An 18,181-nucleotide genomic window follows, 5' to 3' on the forward strand; every position below is an offset into this window, starting at 1 on the left:
AGCTATGTTATCAATGTTGCTAAACGGTGATTGCCTAAACCAGAAAGCCTTCCTGGCTATGGAGCAGAGGCTCCTGAATATCTGGCATGGCAACGGAGTCTCCGTAGTAGTCGGAGCAAGGGAAAGCCTTGTACAGGGCGAAGGGAGACAGCTGGTATCATTTAAGATCACCAAAGGAAAATGTGAGAGACATTGAGAGATCCTTTGGTAATTTTAAACAGTCTGTCGAAGCACAGCAACCTTGAGTGCTATAAGTTCCAACGCATTTACCGCACACTGTTCAATGCAAATATGTTCTATGAGGCCTACCAACGTATCTACGCAAAACCAGGCAATATGTCTCCCGGCTCAGATGGTAGCACCATTGACAAAATGAGCCTTGAGCGCATCAGCAATCTCATAGAAAAACTGCGCACTGAACAATACAAGCCCACACCAGTAAGAAGGATCTACATCCTCAAGAAGAACGGTAAACAACGTCCCATCGGTATACCTTCATTTGACGACAAACTCGTGCAGGAAGTGATACGCATGATCCTGGAAGCCATATTCGAGAAGCAGTTCGACAACAGCTCTCACGGTTTTCGGCCACACAAAAGCTGCCACACCGCACTTAAACAGGTTCACAACAGGTTTACCGGAGTCAAGTGGTTCATAGAGGGTGATATTGAAGGGTTCTTTGACAACATCAACCACGACACGATGATTTGCATACTGCGCCACCGCATAGCAGACGAACGTTTTCTGCGGCTGATAAGAAAGTTCTTAAACGCTGGTTACCTGGAGGATTGGAAGTATCATAAAACTTTCAGCGGTACACCTCAGGGAGGTATAGTCAGCCCGATCCTGGCAAATATTTACCTGGATCAGCTGGATAAGTATATAAGGCAATATATAGCGGTATTTGACGAAGGAAAAAGACGTGAGCAGAACGAAGCCTATCATAAGCTGTCCAGGCAAAAAGCAAAACTATTATACAAGTTTGACAGGCTCCGCGATTTGCAGATCAGGAAGGAAAGGATTGAGAAGGTTAAGATTGTAGAATCACAGAGAAAGTTGCTATCATCAGGCAACGAAATGGACAGTAGATATAAACGCCTTAAATATGTTAGATATGCAGATGATTTTCTAATCGGTATTATTGGCAGTAAACGCGACTGTGAGCAAATTAAAGCAGACATACAACAATATCTGAAAGAAAACTTGAACCTCACTTTATCAGCAGAAAAGACACTGATCACCCAATCAAATAAAGCGGCGCGTTTCCTGGGGTATGATGTTAGTATCCGTAAGAGCAATCATACGAAAAGAACAAAGGACGGCCATCTTATGAGAACATTCCAGAGCAAAGTCATATTGGATGTTCCTAATAAGACAATATTGAAAAAATTATTTTCATACGAAGCCGTCAAGCTGATCTATGATCATAATGGTGAGAAGTGGAAACCTACAAAACGCATCAAACTGCAAAACAACGATGACCTGGAAATTTTAAATGCATACAATACAGAAATAAAGGGGTTTACCAACTATTACCGCATTGCCAACAACAGCTCTGCCCTGCACGACTTTCGGTACATAATGGAATATAGCATGTACAAAACGTTCGCAGCAAAATACCGCACCACTGTAGGGAAAATCAGGTCTAAATACCGACACGGTAAAGACTTTGCAGTGACCTATACAGGCAAGAACGGTGTGGTCAAGCGAAATGTTTTTCGCAAAGAAAGCTTCCAGCGCGTTAGCTACAGCACATTAGTAACCGATAACCTTCCCAACACAATTACCGTGTCAGCCAGGACTAGCCTGATAGATAGATTGCAGGCTCAAACATGCGAAGCCTGTGGAGCAACAAATCAGCTACAAATGCATCACGTCAGAAAACTAAAAGACTTACAGGGGAATGAGCCATGGAAAATTCTAATGATTGCCAGACGGCGCAAAACGCTCGCTGTCTGTTACAGCTGTCATCGGAAAATACATAATGGCAAAATGGATTGAAGATACCGGTGGAAAGCCGTATGCATTGAGAGGTGCACGTACGGTTTGGAGGCGAGTGCTTGGAAACCTGCTATAGTAATATGGTAAGGCGCCGGGCACTTAGCCTACGCGTGAAACAAGATGCCCTTGCAATTGAACTGGGTGACGACTGGAACCAGAAAAAGGTGTCTATGTTAGAAGCTAAGGCTGAAATAGAACCGGCTTTATTGGAGAAAGTTGCAAACGCATTAAAAGTACCGAAAGAAGCGATTGAGAATTTTGATACGGAGAAAGCTATCAACATTTTTTCGGGAACTTTTAACTACCATGATAATGACAACGCTTCTATTGTTAGTAACAATGCGATAGTTAACCCACTAGACAAAATTTTAGAACTACACAAAGAGAAAGAAGCATTGTTTGAAAGAATGCTGAAGGAAAAAGATGAAATGATTGCAAGGCTGGAAAGCTTGCTGAAGAAATAAAAAGATGACTTTTGACTTTAAGTAGAGGTGTCCGTTTCCTCCCATTCTTTAATGTCCATGAAACGACGTAGCCAGTTCAATGCCTTGTGTCGCTCAAAAGCTGCAGTTCGGTCTATATCCGTTGTGTCTTCTTTGCCATTAAATAAAAGGTCTCGGAAATAAGATGTTGTCAACTCGTAAAAGATGTTTTCTTCAAATATTTCTTCCGGGTTTCTGTAGGAAAGATTGTTCAAAAAGTCCTGTATACTACCTCCTAAGGGGGCAACATTTCCAAAGAAGTCTTCCAATTGCATATCAGTGGCTGAACTACTGGGCGAAGGTAGCTCCTTTACAAGATTTAGCGACCAAGCTAAAATGTAGGCAGCTTCCAATTGCCATGAAAATTCATTGAGTTGTTCTTGATTAGCTTCGGCTCCTTCTAAATATTCCGCTTCTTTATAGCCAATATGTTGCCAAATGTTCTCATTTTTCAACCAATTAGCAATGCCGTCCTTTTTTGCCGGCTCTTCAACTGCATAAACAATTGCGTATAGAATCATGATCCTGCATCCCACCTCATAAGGCGTCGCAAATGCTTTGTTATCGAACATGAGGTAACGTAAAAAAGTTATTGAAGTATCGGATATACCATGCATCCTAAGCTTATGCTCAATTCTTTTTTTTCGCCCCTGTAGCGTTTCCTTGAGTGTCGTCATGCTGTTGTAGTCAATGGTTGAGTATTTGGTATATTTAAGTTCCGTGTATTGTCATTCCAGACTAGTGCCATTTGCTTGTCACTCAATTACGCCATTCTCTTTCAAAACCTTTATAAAATCGTCACACTTGTTTTTTTCGTTTCCGTAAATATGGATATAAAAGGCTGCTTTGTCAAACCATGTGCCTTTATGCACTACAAGCTCATCGGTTCTTAACCAAGCATCATAATCATCATTTTTTGTGGAAAGCCCTCTAAAATCTTTAGTGAAGATTTGAAACTTCTCTTGACTAACCAACTTAAAAAAGAATGGATTCTCATACCAGTTTGTCAGCAGGTTTTCTAATGAGTAAGTTTCTAACATCTTTTCAAACGAGGAAAATATAATATTAACTGTTTCCAGGTTATTATCGTATACACCTATCTGCCCCTTTTCGTCGATGACAAAATTATATTGAGCTGTCTCATGTTCGCCACATCCAAAATAATAATGCTCATTTAATTTGATAAAGTCTGCAGGAGACTTTGTTGAAATATCTTTTTTAGAAAAAAGCTGTGCCTTAAATGTTTGGGTTGGCTTGTTTACAATTGTTAGAATAAGACCTGAAAAATTAGTTTGAAATTGAACAACTTTTTCAAATGCCGGAATGTCTTGATTTAATAGATATTTTTCAACCTCCTCTTTTCCCGATGTCCAGGCAAAATCTCGCTTTAAGGCATCAAGGTATTTATATGTTTTATTGGACAAGTGCATTGTTTGGGCTGTCACTAAAATCGCATGATACGGCTTAAGGCTTTGCGGAAGTATCTGTAATGCTTTTGCTTAGCGGCTATATCGCAAAACCAATATTTTGTACTGTTATGTTTTGTTTGTAGCCCTTTTAATTAGTCCACCAATTAGATTAATTACAAAGGCAGCCTGTCCAAGTAAAAATGTGGTCACAATTGGCAGGAAAATTAATAATTGTTTATGTTGCTGCTCTTGTCGAGTTTCATAGGCGATAATTTCTTTCCTCGAAGTCGGTACTCTAGACTCATACCATAAACCAGCTGATAATATTAAAATCAAAACGACAAGCGTCGATATAATATGGAACCAAGTTAAATACCTTGTCCAAAGAATCCTGTTTGTTAGTTTATAAATTGTCCAGATGAGTAGAAATCCTAAAGCTAACAGCCATACCGGGTAAACAGCCGACACAACAAAATAAGTGTCATGTAAATGAAAATCAATGCTATTTCTCCAGGTAAAAAACGGAAAAATGAAAAGTAGAATGGTTGTCAGAAGAAAAAGGTCAAAAGGCTGTCTCGGCAATCCTATTTTGAAATTTGTTTTCATAAGCTTCAACTTGTCTTGGCAAGAATGGTTTTGAGAGATCACCTCGTCACAGTCGACGATGTTAATTTTTCAGATCCAATATTTTCGATATAGTCGTGTCTCTATCGTCATTAACAAATTGCTGTAATTGCTGGCGTGTCGCGGAATCGATTTTAGTTTGGTTAAGTTTATTCAACAGATAAGTTGCTTTCTTTCTGTCATTTAACATTACGTGTAATAGGATTCTATTGCTTTGTAGCATCATGTAATCACTATTTGTGGAATTCATTGTATCCAAAGCTTTATCACAAATAGATAATGAGTTCAAAAAAAGTTGCTGTGCTACAATTGTGTCGTTTGTTTTTCTATGAAGAATCCCAGAAATTAAATACAAATCATGAGCTTCTGGTTTTATGCGGCTCGCATTGTCAATTGCGGTTATTGCTTTTCTAAATTCCCTCAATGAACAAAGGAACGCCACCTTGTTATAGTAAGCAAGAAAGTTATTTTTGTCAATATTTGTTGCACTATCCAGTAAACTTAAAGCTTTCCTACAGCTGTCTTCATTGTCAAGGTATTTGCCCAATTCCATCGCCTTAAAATTCAACTTTGAGGATAACGGAGGTAACGGATATTTAGCCGCTTGATCTTTGCAGCCCATAAGACAGAGGAGAAATAAAAAATTTGCTATAGATTTTCGAGTCGTCATATTATTGTGCTAACGTTTTAGGACCTTGCTTTTGTGGCCGCTTTAGCATTCCATCAGCCCGAACAGTAGGTTATTCAGATAAGCTTTTTATAAAGTCGGTGAAAGATAAAGCTACATAAGAAACATTGTCAACATAATGTCCGTCTTGCAATTCCGTTTCGCCTTCATGTTCCCAGAAAAAAACTTGTCCGTAATTTTCGGGGTGCAAAGACATGATAAACAAATTGCCAAAAGGGTCTGTCGCAATGGGAAAAGTACTTAAAGGAAGCCTGTTTAAGAACTGGTTGATGTGCTTGTATAAACTTGCATAATAGTCGCCATTGTGCATGCCAAGAATATAGGTCACAATCGTTGCTGGCGTCTGTAGCCGGCCTTTTAAAGGTTTGCCACCGTTGTAATCGAGCAAAAACTTTTTGTAGTCTTCGGGAAGTTCTATTTGGTTGATGTTCTCAAAGTCTGTCAATTCTTCTAATGAAAGTCTGCCAAACTGATTGGGATTGGTCACCATGATATTGGTTAAATATTATTATTTGTTATTCTAACAATCCTATGTCATTGGCTTTTTCTAATCTTTATAAAGGCATAAAACCATTTCCTAAACTTTTTTCATCCATACCAACAAACGAATAGTGTCGTGGTAAATACCAACCAATAGTTTGCATTACACTTCTGTAGGTGTTTTCGTCTTTAAAATTGGCAGGTGTCAAATTAAAAACTATATCTTGTGAAACTCCTTTTCCTCCTTTCCTATGCCGCATCATTAGTAAGACTTTTGGAGCCTTAACACCATTCCTTTTTAGAAATTCTGCAATAAATTGGCGTGTTTGCCTGGGTAGAATTGTTTCTGAAGGCTGCCCAATCATTACTTTTTCATTTTCGGCAATAGTTTCATCGTTTGAATCTCTTGAAAATGGAGTTTCAGTTGTTGTGTAAAATGTCTTGTTTAAATGTAGATTTAAAATGTCTCCATAGGTTAAAACCCAATCTGCACTATTTGGTGTCGGATTTATTACAACACCAAAACCTGACGTCATTAGAAAATCATCTTTCATTCTTTCAATTACATAGCACTGAAAACTTTTACCAGGTTCTGGTAAAAAGAGTTGAAAATATGGAAAGCCGTCAGGTCCGGTTATAACTTGAGGATTGCCACAACGAAAACTTGCTTGTCCAATGTTTTCTAGAAATGTTTGTTGCCACTTTTCATCTCTCTCGTTTCGTGGTGTCTGAACAAGTCTATATATAATGTCTGTCTTGTTTAAGTCCCCAAGATAAGGCTCGGTTTCCTTTGGCACAGATTTTTCGGTTTTGAAAACTGTCTGTGGTTGTTCTTTTTTCTTTAAGAAGTCAAATAATCCCATTGTTAATTTTGAATTGTCTGTTTTTGTAGGGTCTCTCTAAAATAGTTACCAACGTTTTCGGAACTTGCGTTCGTGAATGTAATAGTATTCCGTTAGCCCAGGTTTATTACAAAAGCTTAATCGAATTTCAAATGGTAAGTTTTGTTCGCTACCCACCATGTTACAAGCCAGTGTTGGCTTCCGTTAGCCTCCGTTATGACCTTTTGAATAGTCTTGAAAGCCATGAACCTTTTGTTTGCTCTGTAGCTACAGGTGTGCTTTGAGCTTCCTTCTTTTTATTTGCCACCCTGTCGACAACATATTTTTTAAACGGTGTATCAAACATTAATTGTTCATCTTCATTTGTTGAGATCATAACACCCAAGTGTCTTTTTGCAACCCCAAAAGCAAAGTCCTCCATCATCTGGTCTTCTGTGTAGTCATAAATTTCATCGTTCTTATATGTGCTTCTGAACATTCGCTGCCCATCAATAATTTTTGAATAAACATAAACATTTTCTTCTTCTTCAATTCTGTCACCGTACTCAATTATTGGTTCTCCATTCACAACTTTTTTAAACCGCAGCTTTTGCCCATCTTTCACTAAAGAATATAAATGATAATTCACTGTACTATGGCAAGCTACAGTCAGAATTTCTGAGTCAGGGAATAGGTCTGTCAACACCTTTTCGTAGTCGCTTAGTAAATCAGGAGTTTTAGAAAGCTCTAAAGAAGTTGTAAGCTGATAGTCGTCTGAAATAATCAAACAATCATTGTAGTATCCAAGATTAATTGATTTGTCATTTGGATACATACATTCTTCAAAAGTTGTGTCATCGGAAAATGTAAGGTCTTCAAAACCTAATTTTTTCAAAAGTTCTCCGTCGCTCATTTGCATGGAAGAGTGTTGGATAATTACCATTGATGCTTTAAAGCCCATAATATGTCAATTTTAAATGGTAGCTAACTTTTAAATATGCAGAGTTCTATCAGACTTTGCAACTTTCGCCACTTCTCATTTCCTTTTGATTTGCGATAAAATATCACGATTGCGGCAGTATAAAAATTACTATAGTAATCTTCGCAAATACAATTTACTTTTTGGAAATCTACCCCCCAACAAAGCTCCGCCACCTCGGCCACAGGCGCTGGGCAAGGATTGATATATAAAAAACGCCAATTAAGTTGATTCAACAAATTAAAATCGTTAACCACTAGCCCAAACGCATCAATTCAAAAATCACTGAACAGATACTGCATAAGTGTCGATTAATTTCCAGAAACCCCTCATTACCCCGAGGTGGCCACCTGGGTGCAGATTTCTTGCTAATAGTTACCTGCGTCTAATGTCGTTTCTGACCTCCTGGCCCTCGCAGCGCATTGTAATACTGGTTTATTCTTGCAAAAGTTCTTTCAATTATAACTTTTTGATAAAACCGCGTCCTCTCTTTGGCCCAATTTTTATTGCCATTTTTTCAAAAAAGGAGGTTGCTATGAAACGCGATATTGAAAAATCCGGAAACTGGGGCACAAGGAGATTTTCGGACCCTTTCAGGGATTTTTTTGATATGGGAAATCTATGGCCCGCCTGGTCTGAAAGAAGTTCTTCGCTGCCCGCAGTTAACGTATCCGAAGACGAAAAATGTTACTGCGTAGATGTTGCTGCGCCGGGATTTAAAAAGGAAGACTTTAAAATTAATGTAGACAACGATGTGCTGAGTATCAGCGCTGAAAAGAAAACAGAATCAACAGAGAATGACAAGAACAGGCAATACAGCCGCCGGGAATACAGCTATAGCTCTTTTACCCGTTCTTTCAGGCTCCCGGAAAACGCCAAAGATGATAGCATTGAAGCCCGCTATGAAGATGGCGTTTTGAAGCTGGAAATCCCCAAAACACAGGAAGAAGTAAAAGCATCGAAGGAAATTAAAATAAGCTAATTAACCCGCAGGCGCCGGAAACTACCGGCGCCTTTGTTTGTATTTTGGAAAAAAACCTTCTTTCACTTTTATTGAAATTTTCTGAGGCGTGCCGCAGGAAAAAATTATCCTGTCATTCCATTTATTCCCGAAAAGAACATTCAAACAAAACTGGACTAACAATTGCAGCAAATTATCCGGTTCCGGTTTTTCCGGCAAGCAAATTTGTGTAACACCAAATGCGCTAACGCACATCTCCAAACATTCATCTCCAATCATGCGACATGACTAACGACAATACGCAGGATAAGCAAGAGCAACCAGGCGAACTGCTTGAAACCAGGCGCCAATTTTTAAAACAATCCTCAGCCATCACGGCAATTGCCCTCGTGGCGCCGGCATTGGTTGATGCTGCTGAGAAAAAGCTGGACGAGAAAGCGGCGGATATCTTTGAAAAGGTTCCACTGAGCATTGAGATCAATGGCAAACAGCACCAGCTTTCTGTTGAACCGCGTGTAACACTGCTGGACCTGTTGCGCGAACAACTCCATCTTACCGGCTCCAAAAAAGGGTGCGACTATGGCCAGTGCGGCGCCTGCACCGTTCATGTGAATGGCAAGCGGGTATTGAGCTGCCTGAGCCTGGCCGTTATGCAGGATGGCAAAAAAGTTACAACCATTGAAGGTCTGGCCACCGGCAGTACGCTTCACCCGATGCAACTGGCTTTTATTAAACATGACGGTTTTCAGTGTGGCTATTGCACACCTGGGCAGATCATGTCCGCGGTAGCCTGCATTAACGAGGGGCATGCCGGATCGGATGATGAGATCCGCGAACACATGAGTGGCAACCTATGCCGCTGTGGCGCTTATCACAATATTGTCGCCGCCATTAGGGAAGTAAATGCGAAAGGAGGTAAGTCATGATTGCGTTTGACTATGTTCGTCCGAACTCGGCAAAAGCCGCTGTAGATGCCATCACAAAAGATGCGTCGGCGCAATTTATAGCAGGCGGCAGCAACCTGGTGGATCTGATGAAACACGGTGTGGTTGCTCCGCAAAAACTGGTTGACATTTCCCGCCTTCCGCTTAACTCCATTGAACAGTCCGGTAATAATATTCGAATCGGCGCGCTTTGCCTGAACAGCGAGGTAGCTGAACATGCCTTGATTAAGGAGAAACTTCCTTTGCTGGCACAGGCACTCAATGCGGGCGCTTCACCACAAATAAGAAATATGGCAACGGTTGGCGGCAATATGCTACAAAGAACGCGCTGCACGTATTTTTATGATCTTGCCATGCCGTGTAATAAACGACAGCCGGGCAGTGGCTGCGGCGCATTAAAAGGCTATAACCGCATGCATGCCATTTTTGGCGCGTCGAACAGTTGCATTGCGGTTCACCCTAGCGACATGTGTGTGGCACTGGCTGCGCTGGATGCAACGGTTATTGTTGCCGGAAGCAAGGGAGAAAGAAAGATCAGTTTTGTTGATTTTCACCGTCTGCCGGGCGATACACCGGAAAAAGATACCCACCTGCAAAAAGGAGAACTCATTACTGCCGTTGAAATTCCTGTTAATGATGGTTTCGCCAAACATTCGCTGTACACAAAGGTGCGCGACAGAGCATCTTACGCATTTGCGCTGGTGTCTGTTGCCGCGGCGTTGGATCTTCAAAACAATACCATTCAGCATGTAAGGCTTGCGGCGGGAGGCGTGGCGCATAAACCCTGGCGGTTGATGGCTGCTGAAAAATATCTGAAAGGCAAATCGCCGACGGAAAGCAATTTTAAAGCCGCGGCTGAAGCAGCGATGTCAGCAGCAAAAGGCTATGGCTATAATGACTTTAAATTAACGTTGCTGCCCAACACCATTATTCACACACTCAAAACAATTGCGGGGGTATAGTTATGGGAAAGTTTTTTGAACGTCCGCTTGTGCCAGATGACCTGGACAGGGTTGAGGGTAAAGAAAAAGTTACCGGAACCGCCAGTTATGCTGCCGAATATGATGTACCGGGTGTGCACTACGGCGTGTTGGTGAACAGCAGCATTGCAAAGGGCAAGATCAGCACTCTCAACACAAGGGAAGCAGAAAGGTCGCCCGGAGTTGTGGCTGTGGTAACGCATTTGAATCGTCCGAAAATTCCTTTTTGGGACAATCCACCGGAGCAACAGGACAATAAGCGTGTTGAGGGACAGGAGTTCCGTGTGTTTTTTGACGATACCATTTATTTCGACAGGCAGCCGATCGCGCTGGTGATTGCCGATACATTTGAACGGGCCACTTATGCGGCATCTTTGGTGAAAGCGACTTATAAGAAAGAGTCACCTTCCACCAATATTAAAAACAACCTGGACAAAGCCTTAACCGCAAAGCAGGCGCAGGATTATTCGCGCGGTGACAAGGATGCCCTAAAATCCGCGCCCGTAAAAATAGAAGCGCAATACACCACGCCATTCCAGGTACATAACCCAATGGAGACGCATGCAGCGACGGTTGTTTGGGATGCGCCGGACAAAGTGACCGTGTACAATAAAACGCAGGCGACCAAAATTGCGCAGCAGGATATTATGCGGACGTTTGGGTTAAAAGCCGAAAATGTGATCGTACACTCGCCATACGTGGGCGGCGCTTTTGGCTCTTCCTCACGCGTTTGGCCGGAGGAAATGGCGGCGCTGATCGGCGCGAAAAAATCCGGCAAGCCGGTAAAAGTGATGCTGCGCCGGGATGAGGCTTTTAATATGGTGGGCTACCGGCCCACATCTGTTCAACGTATATCGATTGGCGCGCAGTCGGATGGCACGATGACCGGCATCAATCATGAAGCCTTTGGTTCTACGTCGCAATATGAAAAGTTTGCAGAGCGCATTGTCGATCCCACAAAGGCATTGTATAACTGTGCGAATGTAAGCACCAGTTACCGGCTTGTGCCGCTGGATATGAGTACGCCATGCTGGACAAGAGGTCCGGGTGAAACAAGCGGCTCCTTTGCATTGGAGTCAGCTGTCGATGAATTGTCATATGCTTTGAAGATGGATCCGCTGGAATTACGGTTGAAAAATTTTGCGGAGAAAGATCCGGATAACGGCAAGCCATGGTCAAGCAATTACCTGAAAGAATGTTATGAATCCGGCGCGAAAAAATTTGGCTGGAAGAACAGGAATCCGCAGCCAAAGTCCATGCAGAAAGATGGCTGGTTATTGGGCATGGGCATGGCAGCCGGAATCTATCATGCCGGCCGATCACCCGCAACGGTTAGCGCTACACTCCGTTCAAACGGCACATTGCTGGTGCAGACTTCTGTCGCCGATACAGGTCCTGGTTCCGCAACTATCATGACACAAATAGCAGCTGAAGCAATGAGCATAGATGTGCGAAAAGTAGAATTTCAATGGGGACATTCGACATTGCCGCCTGCACCGGGACAATTTGGTTCGCAAACAACTGCTTCCACCGGCTCCGGCGTGTATGATGCAGTAAAGGCATTGCAGAAAAAGATCGCAGGGATGCTGAGCGGCAAACAAGGCTGGGCTTTTTCCGGATTACCTGTGGAAGACATCTCGTTTGCGGATGAAATGATTGTTGACAAGAACGGCGATAAAGTGAGTTATGATGATGCCTTAAAGGAGTTGTCAGTTAAAGAGATCAAGGCCGAGTTTGAGTCGAAACCAACGGAGGAAAGAGAACAATATTCCGGTTACTCTTTTGCCGCGCATTTTGTGGAAGTGCTGGTGCATCCCGAAACTAAAATGGTGAAGATGAACCGGGTCGTCTGCGCGGTTGACGCCGGCCGCGTCATCAACAAGAAAACTGCCGCCAGCCAGGTGTATGGATCAATGGTTTGGGGAACGGGGATAGCGTTGATGGAGGAAGGCATCCTGGATCATCGTTACGGGCGTTACGTAAATAATGATTTTGCGAATTACCATATTCCGGTAAATGCAGATATCTGCCATGTGGATGTGCTGTTTACAGATAAGCCGGATCCCATTTTGGACCCTATGGGAGCGAAGGGGCTGGGTGAAATTGGATTGGTGGGCTTTGCCGCTGCGGTGGCTAATGCGGTTTACCATGCAACGGGGAAAAGGGTGAGAGATTTGCCGATAACGTTGGATAAACTGTTGTAAGCTGGTTGGAAACATATAAATATTGGGAGTTGACCACTTCGCGTTTTTTTTTTGAACCATATAAGTAAGGTGTTGGCCGCGCCAACGTTTCTTTGTAAACAACTGATAAAGCTTAAAGCCCAAAGCCTAAAGCTGACCGAAGCGAATTTTTTTAAACCATATAAGTCATATAAGGGCGTGTAAGACCTTACCACCCTGGGTTAATGCTGACTAGTGTAGTTTATGCCTACTCAGCCAGTTTGTGCCCTTCACCATTGACTATTCACTAGTTGTATAGAAGGCATGTAAGGGAATATAAGGTTTTCCGCTTCGCGGAATTTTTGGGATTCCGTTTAGTGAACAATTTGAATCGTATAAAAGCGTGTGAGAAATACATTGTTTCAGAGGCTTGTTCTAAATGAAAGCAGACTGCGCTTTTCAACCGAAGCTGAAGGCCTCGAAGCATTAGCATGGGGCAACGCCCTATGAATAAAGGACAAACACAAATAAAATATCTGAAGGGGCGGAAGAAATTGAATCATATAAAAGATGTAAGACAATGTAAGGTTTCCGCTCTGCGGAAGCTCCAGCTTCCGCAGGCTTACTTTATCGCTTGCCGCGATTAATTGTACAATACAAAATCGCCAAATGCGATAGAGTAATGCCACGAAGCCAGGAGGCTTCGCGGAGCGGTTACGGCATAACAGATGCCTGCTGCGCGATAATAGCAACAATTCGTTGTTTGTTACCGGTAGTATCGCTCACAAGCGCAAGAGGGTTGCCTTCGTAACGTTTGTAACCGATAGCTGAAGGATCGTTTCCCGTACTTACCTGTTCAATGCTTTCAATTTTATCCGGAATATTTGCGCCGAACCAATTTTCATCCGGCTTTTGTTTCCATACTACCAGTACCAACTGTTCACCTGCCGCTAATATTTTTCCTGAGCGTGCGCGATCAACGGCGATCCGATTTCCGTATAGGGTCGACATTGTTTGCTGTCGTTTGTTAATGCTGCTTGTAATAACGTGCATGTTATTCACTGAAAAAGATGCGGGTAGTGAAGCCTGATTATTTACAATTTTATCCGGAGCTACCGGAGCCTTGCAAGATGCCATTAATACTACTGCAGCAGATACTATCAATCCTGTTTTCATGGATTAATTTTTTAAAGGTGAGGTGAATACAAAATCCCGATCTGCAACCGGCTTGTGGCAGCCGACACATTCTGAAGTAAACGTGGCGGTTTTGCCATAAGGAATTAATTGCGGCGTTTTAAACCTGGCAAAACCCCAGCCGTGTGTATCTGCATATTTGCGACTATCTTTTATCATGTATTCGATCTGCTTAAAAGCGCCGGTCGTGACATTTCCATCTTTATTTTCTAGCTGGTCCCAGGCGACTTTGGCGAAAATGGTGCCGTCGGGCCATGGATTTATTTTGCCGTCATGAACAGCTTTTACCGCTATGTCATTTCCAAAAATTACGCGCATGGTACCATTGTCGAAGCGGTCTGTGGTGCTGATTGCCTGCCAGTTTTTATAATCGGGCATGTAGGTGATTCCGTTGAGCGTCTTTGGCAATTGTGCAGAATTCATCTTTCCATCTATCCAATTTTGATATTGTTGTTTTGCTGCGTTCTGTTTGGCTGTGTCACCTGGGTGATCTTTGACGGTAGCATTGAGATAATCTTTCAAAATGATCAGGTCTTTTTCTGTTATGTGCGCCTCGCGATGTATTGTCTCATAGTCTTTTAAAGGCATAGCGCCAGCAATTGCCTGGTTTACACTTTCCCAAAGTTTACCGGCACGGTCGGGTGCAGCTATCTTATCCCACTCGGAAAAATTGAGAACAGCACGACCGCTCTTAATGTGTTCGGCAACACGCCAGCTTGCAGGTGAGATCTGATCAAACCAGCGCAATTTCGTTTCGTTAGAATGGCAATCATAACAAGCGCGCCTGAGGATGGCTTTTACTTCTGGCGGAGCCTGTATATCGCTGGTAACAGGTTGCTGCGGTATTGATGGCCGGACAAACTGCAGCGCAATAAAAATTACCAGCAGGGCCGCAAGAATATCGCGGAAGGTTTTTCTTTTTTTCATAGCTGTTCAAAGTTAGACAGGACATTTGGCTTTGTAAACAGAGAGGAAGTTGAAAAGGACAAAACGGGGTTTGAAGTAGACATTTGGAACTGTGAAAGAAAATTTGAACCATATGAGGAATATAAGGACCTGGTTTTGTGCGTCTGATTGTGTCTTTGACTGACGCTGAAGGCTTCAAAGCAATAGCATGGGGCAACGCGCTATGAAAACGATAGCAAAAACAATAAGGCCGTGAAAGGACGGAAGAATTTAAACCATATAAGTAAGGTGTCGGTCGCGCCAACATTTCTTTGTGAACAACTGGTAAAGCTTAAAGCCCAAAGCTGACTGAGGCGAAGTTTTTTGAACCGTATAAGGCACATAAGGGAGTATTAGAAGTTACGCCGGAGGTCAATAATGGCTAGACCAGTATACATTTACCCAGCCAGTTTGTGCCCTTCACCATTGACCATTCACTATTCACCGGTTGCTTGGAGGACATATAAGGGAGTATTAGAGCGTCGCCGCCAGTTTATACTGTTCTTTAAATTATAAAATGACTGCACTTTGACTGAGGCTGAAGGCCTCATAGCACTGGCCCAGGGCAACGCCCCGGGGGAAATAGCAAATGAGAATCAAGCCTGAAGGAGCGGAAGCAAGAACTCCTACATCGGCCTTATCCAAATAGCTTCACCACCGGAAGCCAATAAATGAACATCCAAAACGGTCGAGGCATCTACGGTCAAATGCTTCATGGAAACCTTTGTTCTTACTGGTGATGAAGGATTATCGTAATAGATGGTTGCTTTAAACTTTTTACCAGGTTCAAGAAAAGAACAGTTGAGCTTTAAATCCCTTGCATCATTGTTTGTTATACCTCCAACAAACCATTCATTATTGTGTTTGCGGGCCACGGTAATAAATTTACCAATTTCTCCGTCGAGGATCCGGGTGTCATCCCATACAGTGGGTACATGGTCGAAAAATTCAAGCTCAGGTTCATTCTGTGAATCTTCCGGCTTATCATACCAGTACATGAATTGTAATGGGCTATAATATACTACAGATAAAGCCATCTGGTGTGCTGAAGTGGTTTTAAGAACACGCGCGTTTTGTGTCCCGGCCAGCCTGGGTTTAAGTTCCGGGCGATGATAATAACAGATTGTGTAATCTGCCGGGCCGCACAAAAAACGGGTAAAAGGTAAAACCGTATTGTTGTTTGCATCAGGCATTTCTTCATTGCCTCTTACACCTTCCTGTGTCAGCAGATTTGGATAGGTCCTGCTAAAACCGGTTGGCCTGTATTCGTCATGAATATCCACCATCAAGTGATACTGCGCACATTTTTTCACTGCCTCATGCAACCAAACGGTCCACCGGTGCGAGCCAACATGTACAAATCCAAATTTCAATCCTGCAATTCCCCATTTTTCATACAAAGGAAGCAGCGTGTCCAGGTGTTTTGCCAGGGCACGCTGATTAACGTACAGAAAAACGCCCACGCCTTTTTCTTTCGCATATCTCACAACCTCCTGCAGATCTAAATCATTGTTAGGATTGCGTCGTGGGTCAACATTTACTACCGAGGCGTCGGAGACTGCAGCATATTCATAACCGTACCAGCCTGCATCAAAGTGAATGTATTGTAAATGACGTTTTACGGCAAAATCAACAAGCTCTTTCGCACCTTTTGTTGAAAGGGACATTTCGCGCATGATTTTCCCGGGTTTTATCCAGTCCGTATTTTTTATGGCGCAAGGCGCGTTTAAATTTAGCATCAGGGCATTGTTCTGCAGTAGCCGGGTTTCCTTGTCCGCGATCATTATCACGCGCCAGGGCGTGGCAAAGGGTGTGGTTAGTTCAACTTTATCATACATTGAACAGGTAATTGTGTTGGGTTTAGAAGGATGTAAAGCAAATTTGGTTCTGCAATAATCTACCACCTGTGCTTCGGCGAGGGCAACTTTTACACCATTGCTTAGCGCTAAGGTCAATGGTCTTTCAGCTTCGGATTGCCAGTTGCTTAAAGGCAATAACTGGTAGACTCCCTGTGCATGATCCGTTACCCAAGCCTGCGTTTCAGCAGGCAAAGAAAATTCAGTCAGATCTCTGCTTATGGTGATGTCGGAGCCGCCGGATACGTGTTCAGGAAAGGCGTAACGAAAAGCGATCCCTTCGTCGTAGGCTCTCACTTCTACCTGGATGCATTGTTTCGCATTATTGTTCTTCCAAAAGGAAAACAGCTTCGCATTATAATGATCACGGATAAAATTCTTTTCACCATACACGGGTTTCCACGTAGTATCTGTTTTGGTTGACGTGACGGTTTGTAGTGATAGTTTATCTTTCCAGCCTTCGATGCCTAATGTTGACTGTTTTATAATTTCTTTTTGTTGATAGGTTGTGGTGTAACTCAGTTCTCCGTTCGCCGCAACCGCCAATGAAAACCGGATATTTCCGTTGGGTGATTGCAGGCTCAGCGAATCCTGCGAGTATGTTTGCGTTGTAAGGAAAGTGGTGACGCAACATAAGATCAATATCCTTTTTAAACAGCTATATGGCATTTTTATCAGTTAAGTCGTTAGAAATTTTTTCAATTTATCGCTTCCGGTTCGATTAATCTTCCACCGCAGTAAAAATATTTAAGCAAATTTTCATTTGCGGGCTGAGAGTCACTTCTTTACCCTATAAAACCGGTTCAGGTTTTGATTTTCAATTCAAAACAAATCAATAAACAAATGCATCATCTCTTAATTCTTAACCATTAATCTTTTCATAATTAACATGTATGTCTGAACATATTGACAAACCATTATATTTACTGAAAGGTTTTTCTTAAGCATAATCAGGACAATTACGAAGCCTCTTTCTTTCCAGTCAGGGGCATTTTTAAAACACAGGGCTTCGCCCTGGTGAGGGTTTAAACCATATAAGTAAGGTGTTGGCCGAACCAACGTTTCTTTGTAAACAAATGATAAAGCTTAAAGCTTAAAGCCTAAGGCGGACCGAAGCGAAGTTTTTTTAAACCATATAAGGCATATAAGAAAATATAAGAACTTTTGCTCAGGTTAATAATAACATTGACCACACTAGTTGTATAAAAGGAATATAAGAACAAATAAGAATTTTGCCCAGGATGATAATAACACTTAAACGAGAATACATTTACTTCGCCAGCTCGAGTCTTCACCATTGACCATTCACTATTCACTAGCTGTATAAAAGGCATATAAGAGCAAATAAGAACTTTTGCCCAAGACAATGATAACACTTAAACGAGAATACATTTACTTAGCCAGCTCGAACCTTTCACCATTGACCATTCACTATTCACTAGCTGTATAAAAGGCATATAAGAGCAAATAAGAATTTTGCCCAGGACAATGATAACACTTAAACGAGAATACATTTACGTAGCCAGCTCGAACCTTTCACCATTGACCATTCACTACTCACTAGCTGTATAAAAGGCATATAAGAGCAAATAAGAACTTTTGCCCAGGACAACGATAACACTTAAACGAGAATACATTTACTTAGCCAGCTCGAA

General features: G+C 42.3%; 17 protein-coding genes. 7 read left to right on the plus strand and 10 right to left on the minus strand.

Annotation, left to right across the window (positions count from 1 at the left end):
- The 3 genes from QTN47_RS24475 to QTN47_RS24485 all read left to right on the plus strand — a co-directional run.
- On the plus strand, nt 1–196 hold a 196-nt coding region (locus QTN47_RS24475; RefSeq protein ID WP_369332076.1), incomplete at its 5' end, for a hypothetical protein.
- 140 nt (nt 197–336) lie between these two features.
- The gene (locus QTN47_RS24480; RefSeq protein ID WP_439100196.1) at nt 337–2,001 is read left to right on the plus strand and encodes a reverse transcriptase domain-containing protein; all 1,665 of its coding nucleotides are present in this window, start codon (nt 337–339) and stop codon (nt 1,999–2,001) included.
- Between the two features lie 110 nt (nt 2,002–2,111).
- Nucleotides 2,112–2,465 carry an XRE family transcriptional regulator gene (locus QTN47_RS24485; RefSeq protein ID WP_369332078.1) on the plus strand — a complete coding sequence of 118 codons (354 nt, stop codon included), beginning with the start codon at nt 2,112–2,114 and terminating at the stop codon, nt 2,463–2,465.
- A gap of 17 nt (nt 2,466–2,482) precedes the next feature.
- On the opposite strand, the gene QTN47_RS24490 is transcribed toward QTN47_RS24485, so the two are convergent.
- The 7 genes from QTN47_RS24490 to QTN47_RS24520 form a co-directional block, all read right to left on the minus strand.
- On the minus strand, nt 2,483–3,160 hold the full coding sequence (locus tag QTN47_RS24490; RefSeq protein WP_369332079.1) for a DUF4272 domain-containing protein: 678 nt from the start codon (nt 3,158–3,160) through the stop codon (nt 2,483–2,485).
- Nucleotides 3,161–3,238: 78 nt separating this feature from the next.
- A complete protein-coding gene (locus tag QTN47_RS24495; RefSeq protein WP_369332080.1) occupies nt 3,239–3,907 on the minus strand; it encodes a hypothetical protein in 669 nt (222 codons plus the stop codon).
- 111 nt (nt 3,908–4,018) lie between these two features.
- Complete coding sequence (locus tag QTN47_RS24500) at nt 4,019–4,498, minus strand: hypothetical protein (protein ID WP_369332081.1); 480 nt, start codon at nt 4,496–4,498, stop codon at nt 4,019–4,021.
- Nucleotides 4,499–4,559: 61 nt separating this feature from the next.
- Entirely contained in the window at nt 4,560–5,186 is a 627-nt protein-coding gene (locus tag QTN47_RS24505) for a tetratricopeptide repeat protein (protein WP_369332082.1), read from the minus strand.
- Nucleotides 5,187–5,256: 70 nt separating this feature from the next.
- Nucleotides 5,257–5,694 (minus strand): SMI1/KNR4 family protein, encoded by a 438-nt coding sequence (locus tag QTN47_RS24510; RefSeq protein WP_369332083.1) that lies wholly within the window; start codon nt 5,692–5,694, stop codon nt 5,257–5,259.
- A gap of 64 nt (nt 5,695–5,758) precedes the next feature.
- Entirely contained in the window at nt 5,759–6,547 is a 789-nt protein-coding gene (locus QTN47_RS24515; RefSeq protein WP_369332084.1) for a hypothetical protein, read from the minus strand.
- 193 nt (nt 6,548–6,740) lie between these two features.
- The gene (locus tag QTN47_RS24520; protein ID WP_369332085.1) at nt 6,741–7,466 is read right to left on the minus strand and encodes a hypothetical protein; all 726 of its coding nucleotides are present in this window, start codon (nt 7,464–7,466) and stop codon (nt 6,741–6,743) included.
- Nucleotides 7,467–8,019: 553 nt separating this feature from the next.
- Between QTN47_RS24520 and QTN47_RS24525 the strand changes: the two genes are divergently transcribed.
- The 4 genes from QTN47_RS24525 (at nt 8,020) to QTN47_RS24540 (ending at nt 12,573) form a co-directional block, all read left to right on the plus strand.
- Entirely contained in the window at nt 8,020–8,466 is a 447-nt protein-coding gene (locus QTN47_RS24525; RefSeq protein ID WP_369332086.1) for an Hsp20/alpha crystallin family protein, read from the plus strand.
- A gap of 263 nt (nt 8,467–8,729) precedes the next feature.
- Nucleotides 8,730–9,371 (plus strand): 2Fe-2S iron-sulfur cluster-binding protein, encoded by a 642-nt coding sequence (locus tag QTN47_RS24530; RefSeq protein ID WP_369332087.1) that lies wholly within the window; start codon nt 8,730–8,732, stop codon nt 9,369–9,371.
- On the plus strand, nt 9,368–10,351 hold the full coding sequence (locus QTN47_RS24535) for an FAD binding domain-containing protein (protein WP_369332088.1): 984 nt from the start codon (nt 9,368–9,370) through the stop codon (nt 10,349–10,351). The genes QTN47_RS24530 and QTN47_RS24535 overlap by 4 nt, the downstream gene beginning before the upstream one ends.
- Nucleotides 10,352–10,353: 2 nt before the next feature.
- Complete coding sequence (locus QTN47_RS24540) at nt 10,354–12,573, plus strand: xanthine dehydrogenase family protein molybdopterin-binding subunit (RefSeq protein ID WP_369332089.1); 2,220 nt, start codon at nt 10,354–10,356, stop codon at nt 12,571–12,573.
- 672 nt (nt 12,574–13,245) lie between these two features.
- Here the strand turns inward: QTN47_RS24540 and QTN47_RS24545 are convergent.
- The 3 genes from QTN47_RS24545 to QTN47_RS24555 all read right to left on the minus strand — a co-directional run bounded on the left by QTN47_RS24545 (nt 13,246) and on the right by QTN47_RS24555 (nt 17,195).
- Entirely contained in the window at nt 13,246–13,707 is a 462-nt protein-coding gene (locus tag QTN47_RS24545; RefSeq protein WP_369332090.1) for a cytochrome P460 family protein, read from the minus strand.
- Between the two features lie 3 nt (nt 13,708–13,710).
- Nucleotides 13,711–14,652 carry a heme-binding domain-containing protein gene (locus QTN47_RS24550; protein WP_369332091.1) on the minus strand — a complete coding sequence of 314 codons (942 nt, stop codon included), beginning with the start codon at nt 14,650–14,652 and terminating at the stop codon, nt 13,711–13,713.
- 644 nt (nt 14,653–15,296) lie between these two features.
- The gene (locus QTN47_RS24555; RefSeq protein ID WP_369332092.1) at nt 15,297–17,195 is read right to left on the minus strand and encodes a glycoside hydrolase family 97 protein; all 1,899 of its coding nucleotides are present in this window, start codon (nt 17,193–17,195) and stop codon (nt 15,297–15,299) included.
- Between the last annotated feature and the right edge of the window lie 986 nt (nt 17,196–18,181).

The organism is Danxiaibacter flavus (assembly GCF_041060425.1).
GTDB classification, from domain to species: Bacteria; Bacteroidota; Bacteroidia; order Chitinophagales; family Chitinophagaceae; genus Danxiaibacter; species Danxiaibacter flavus.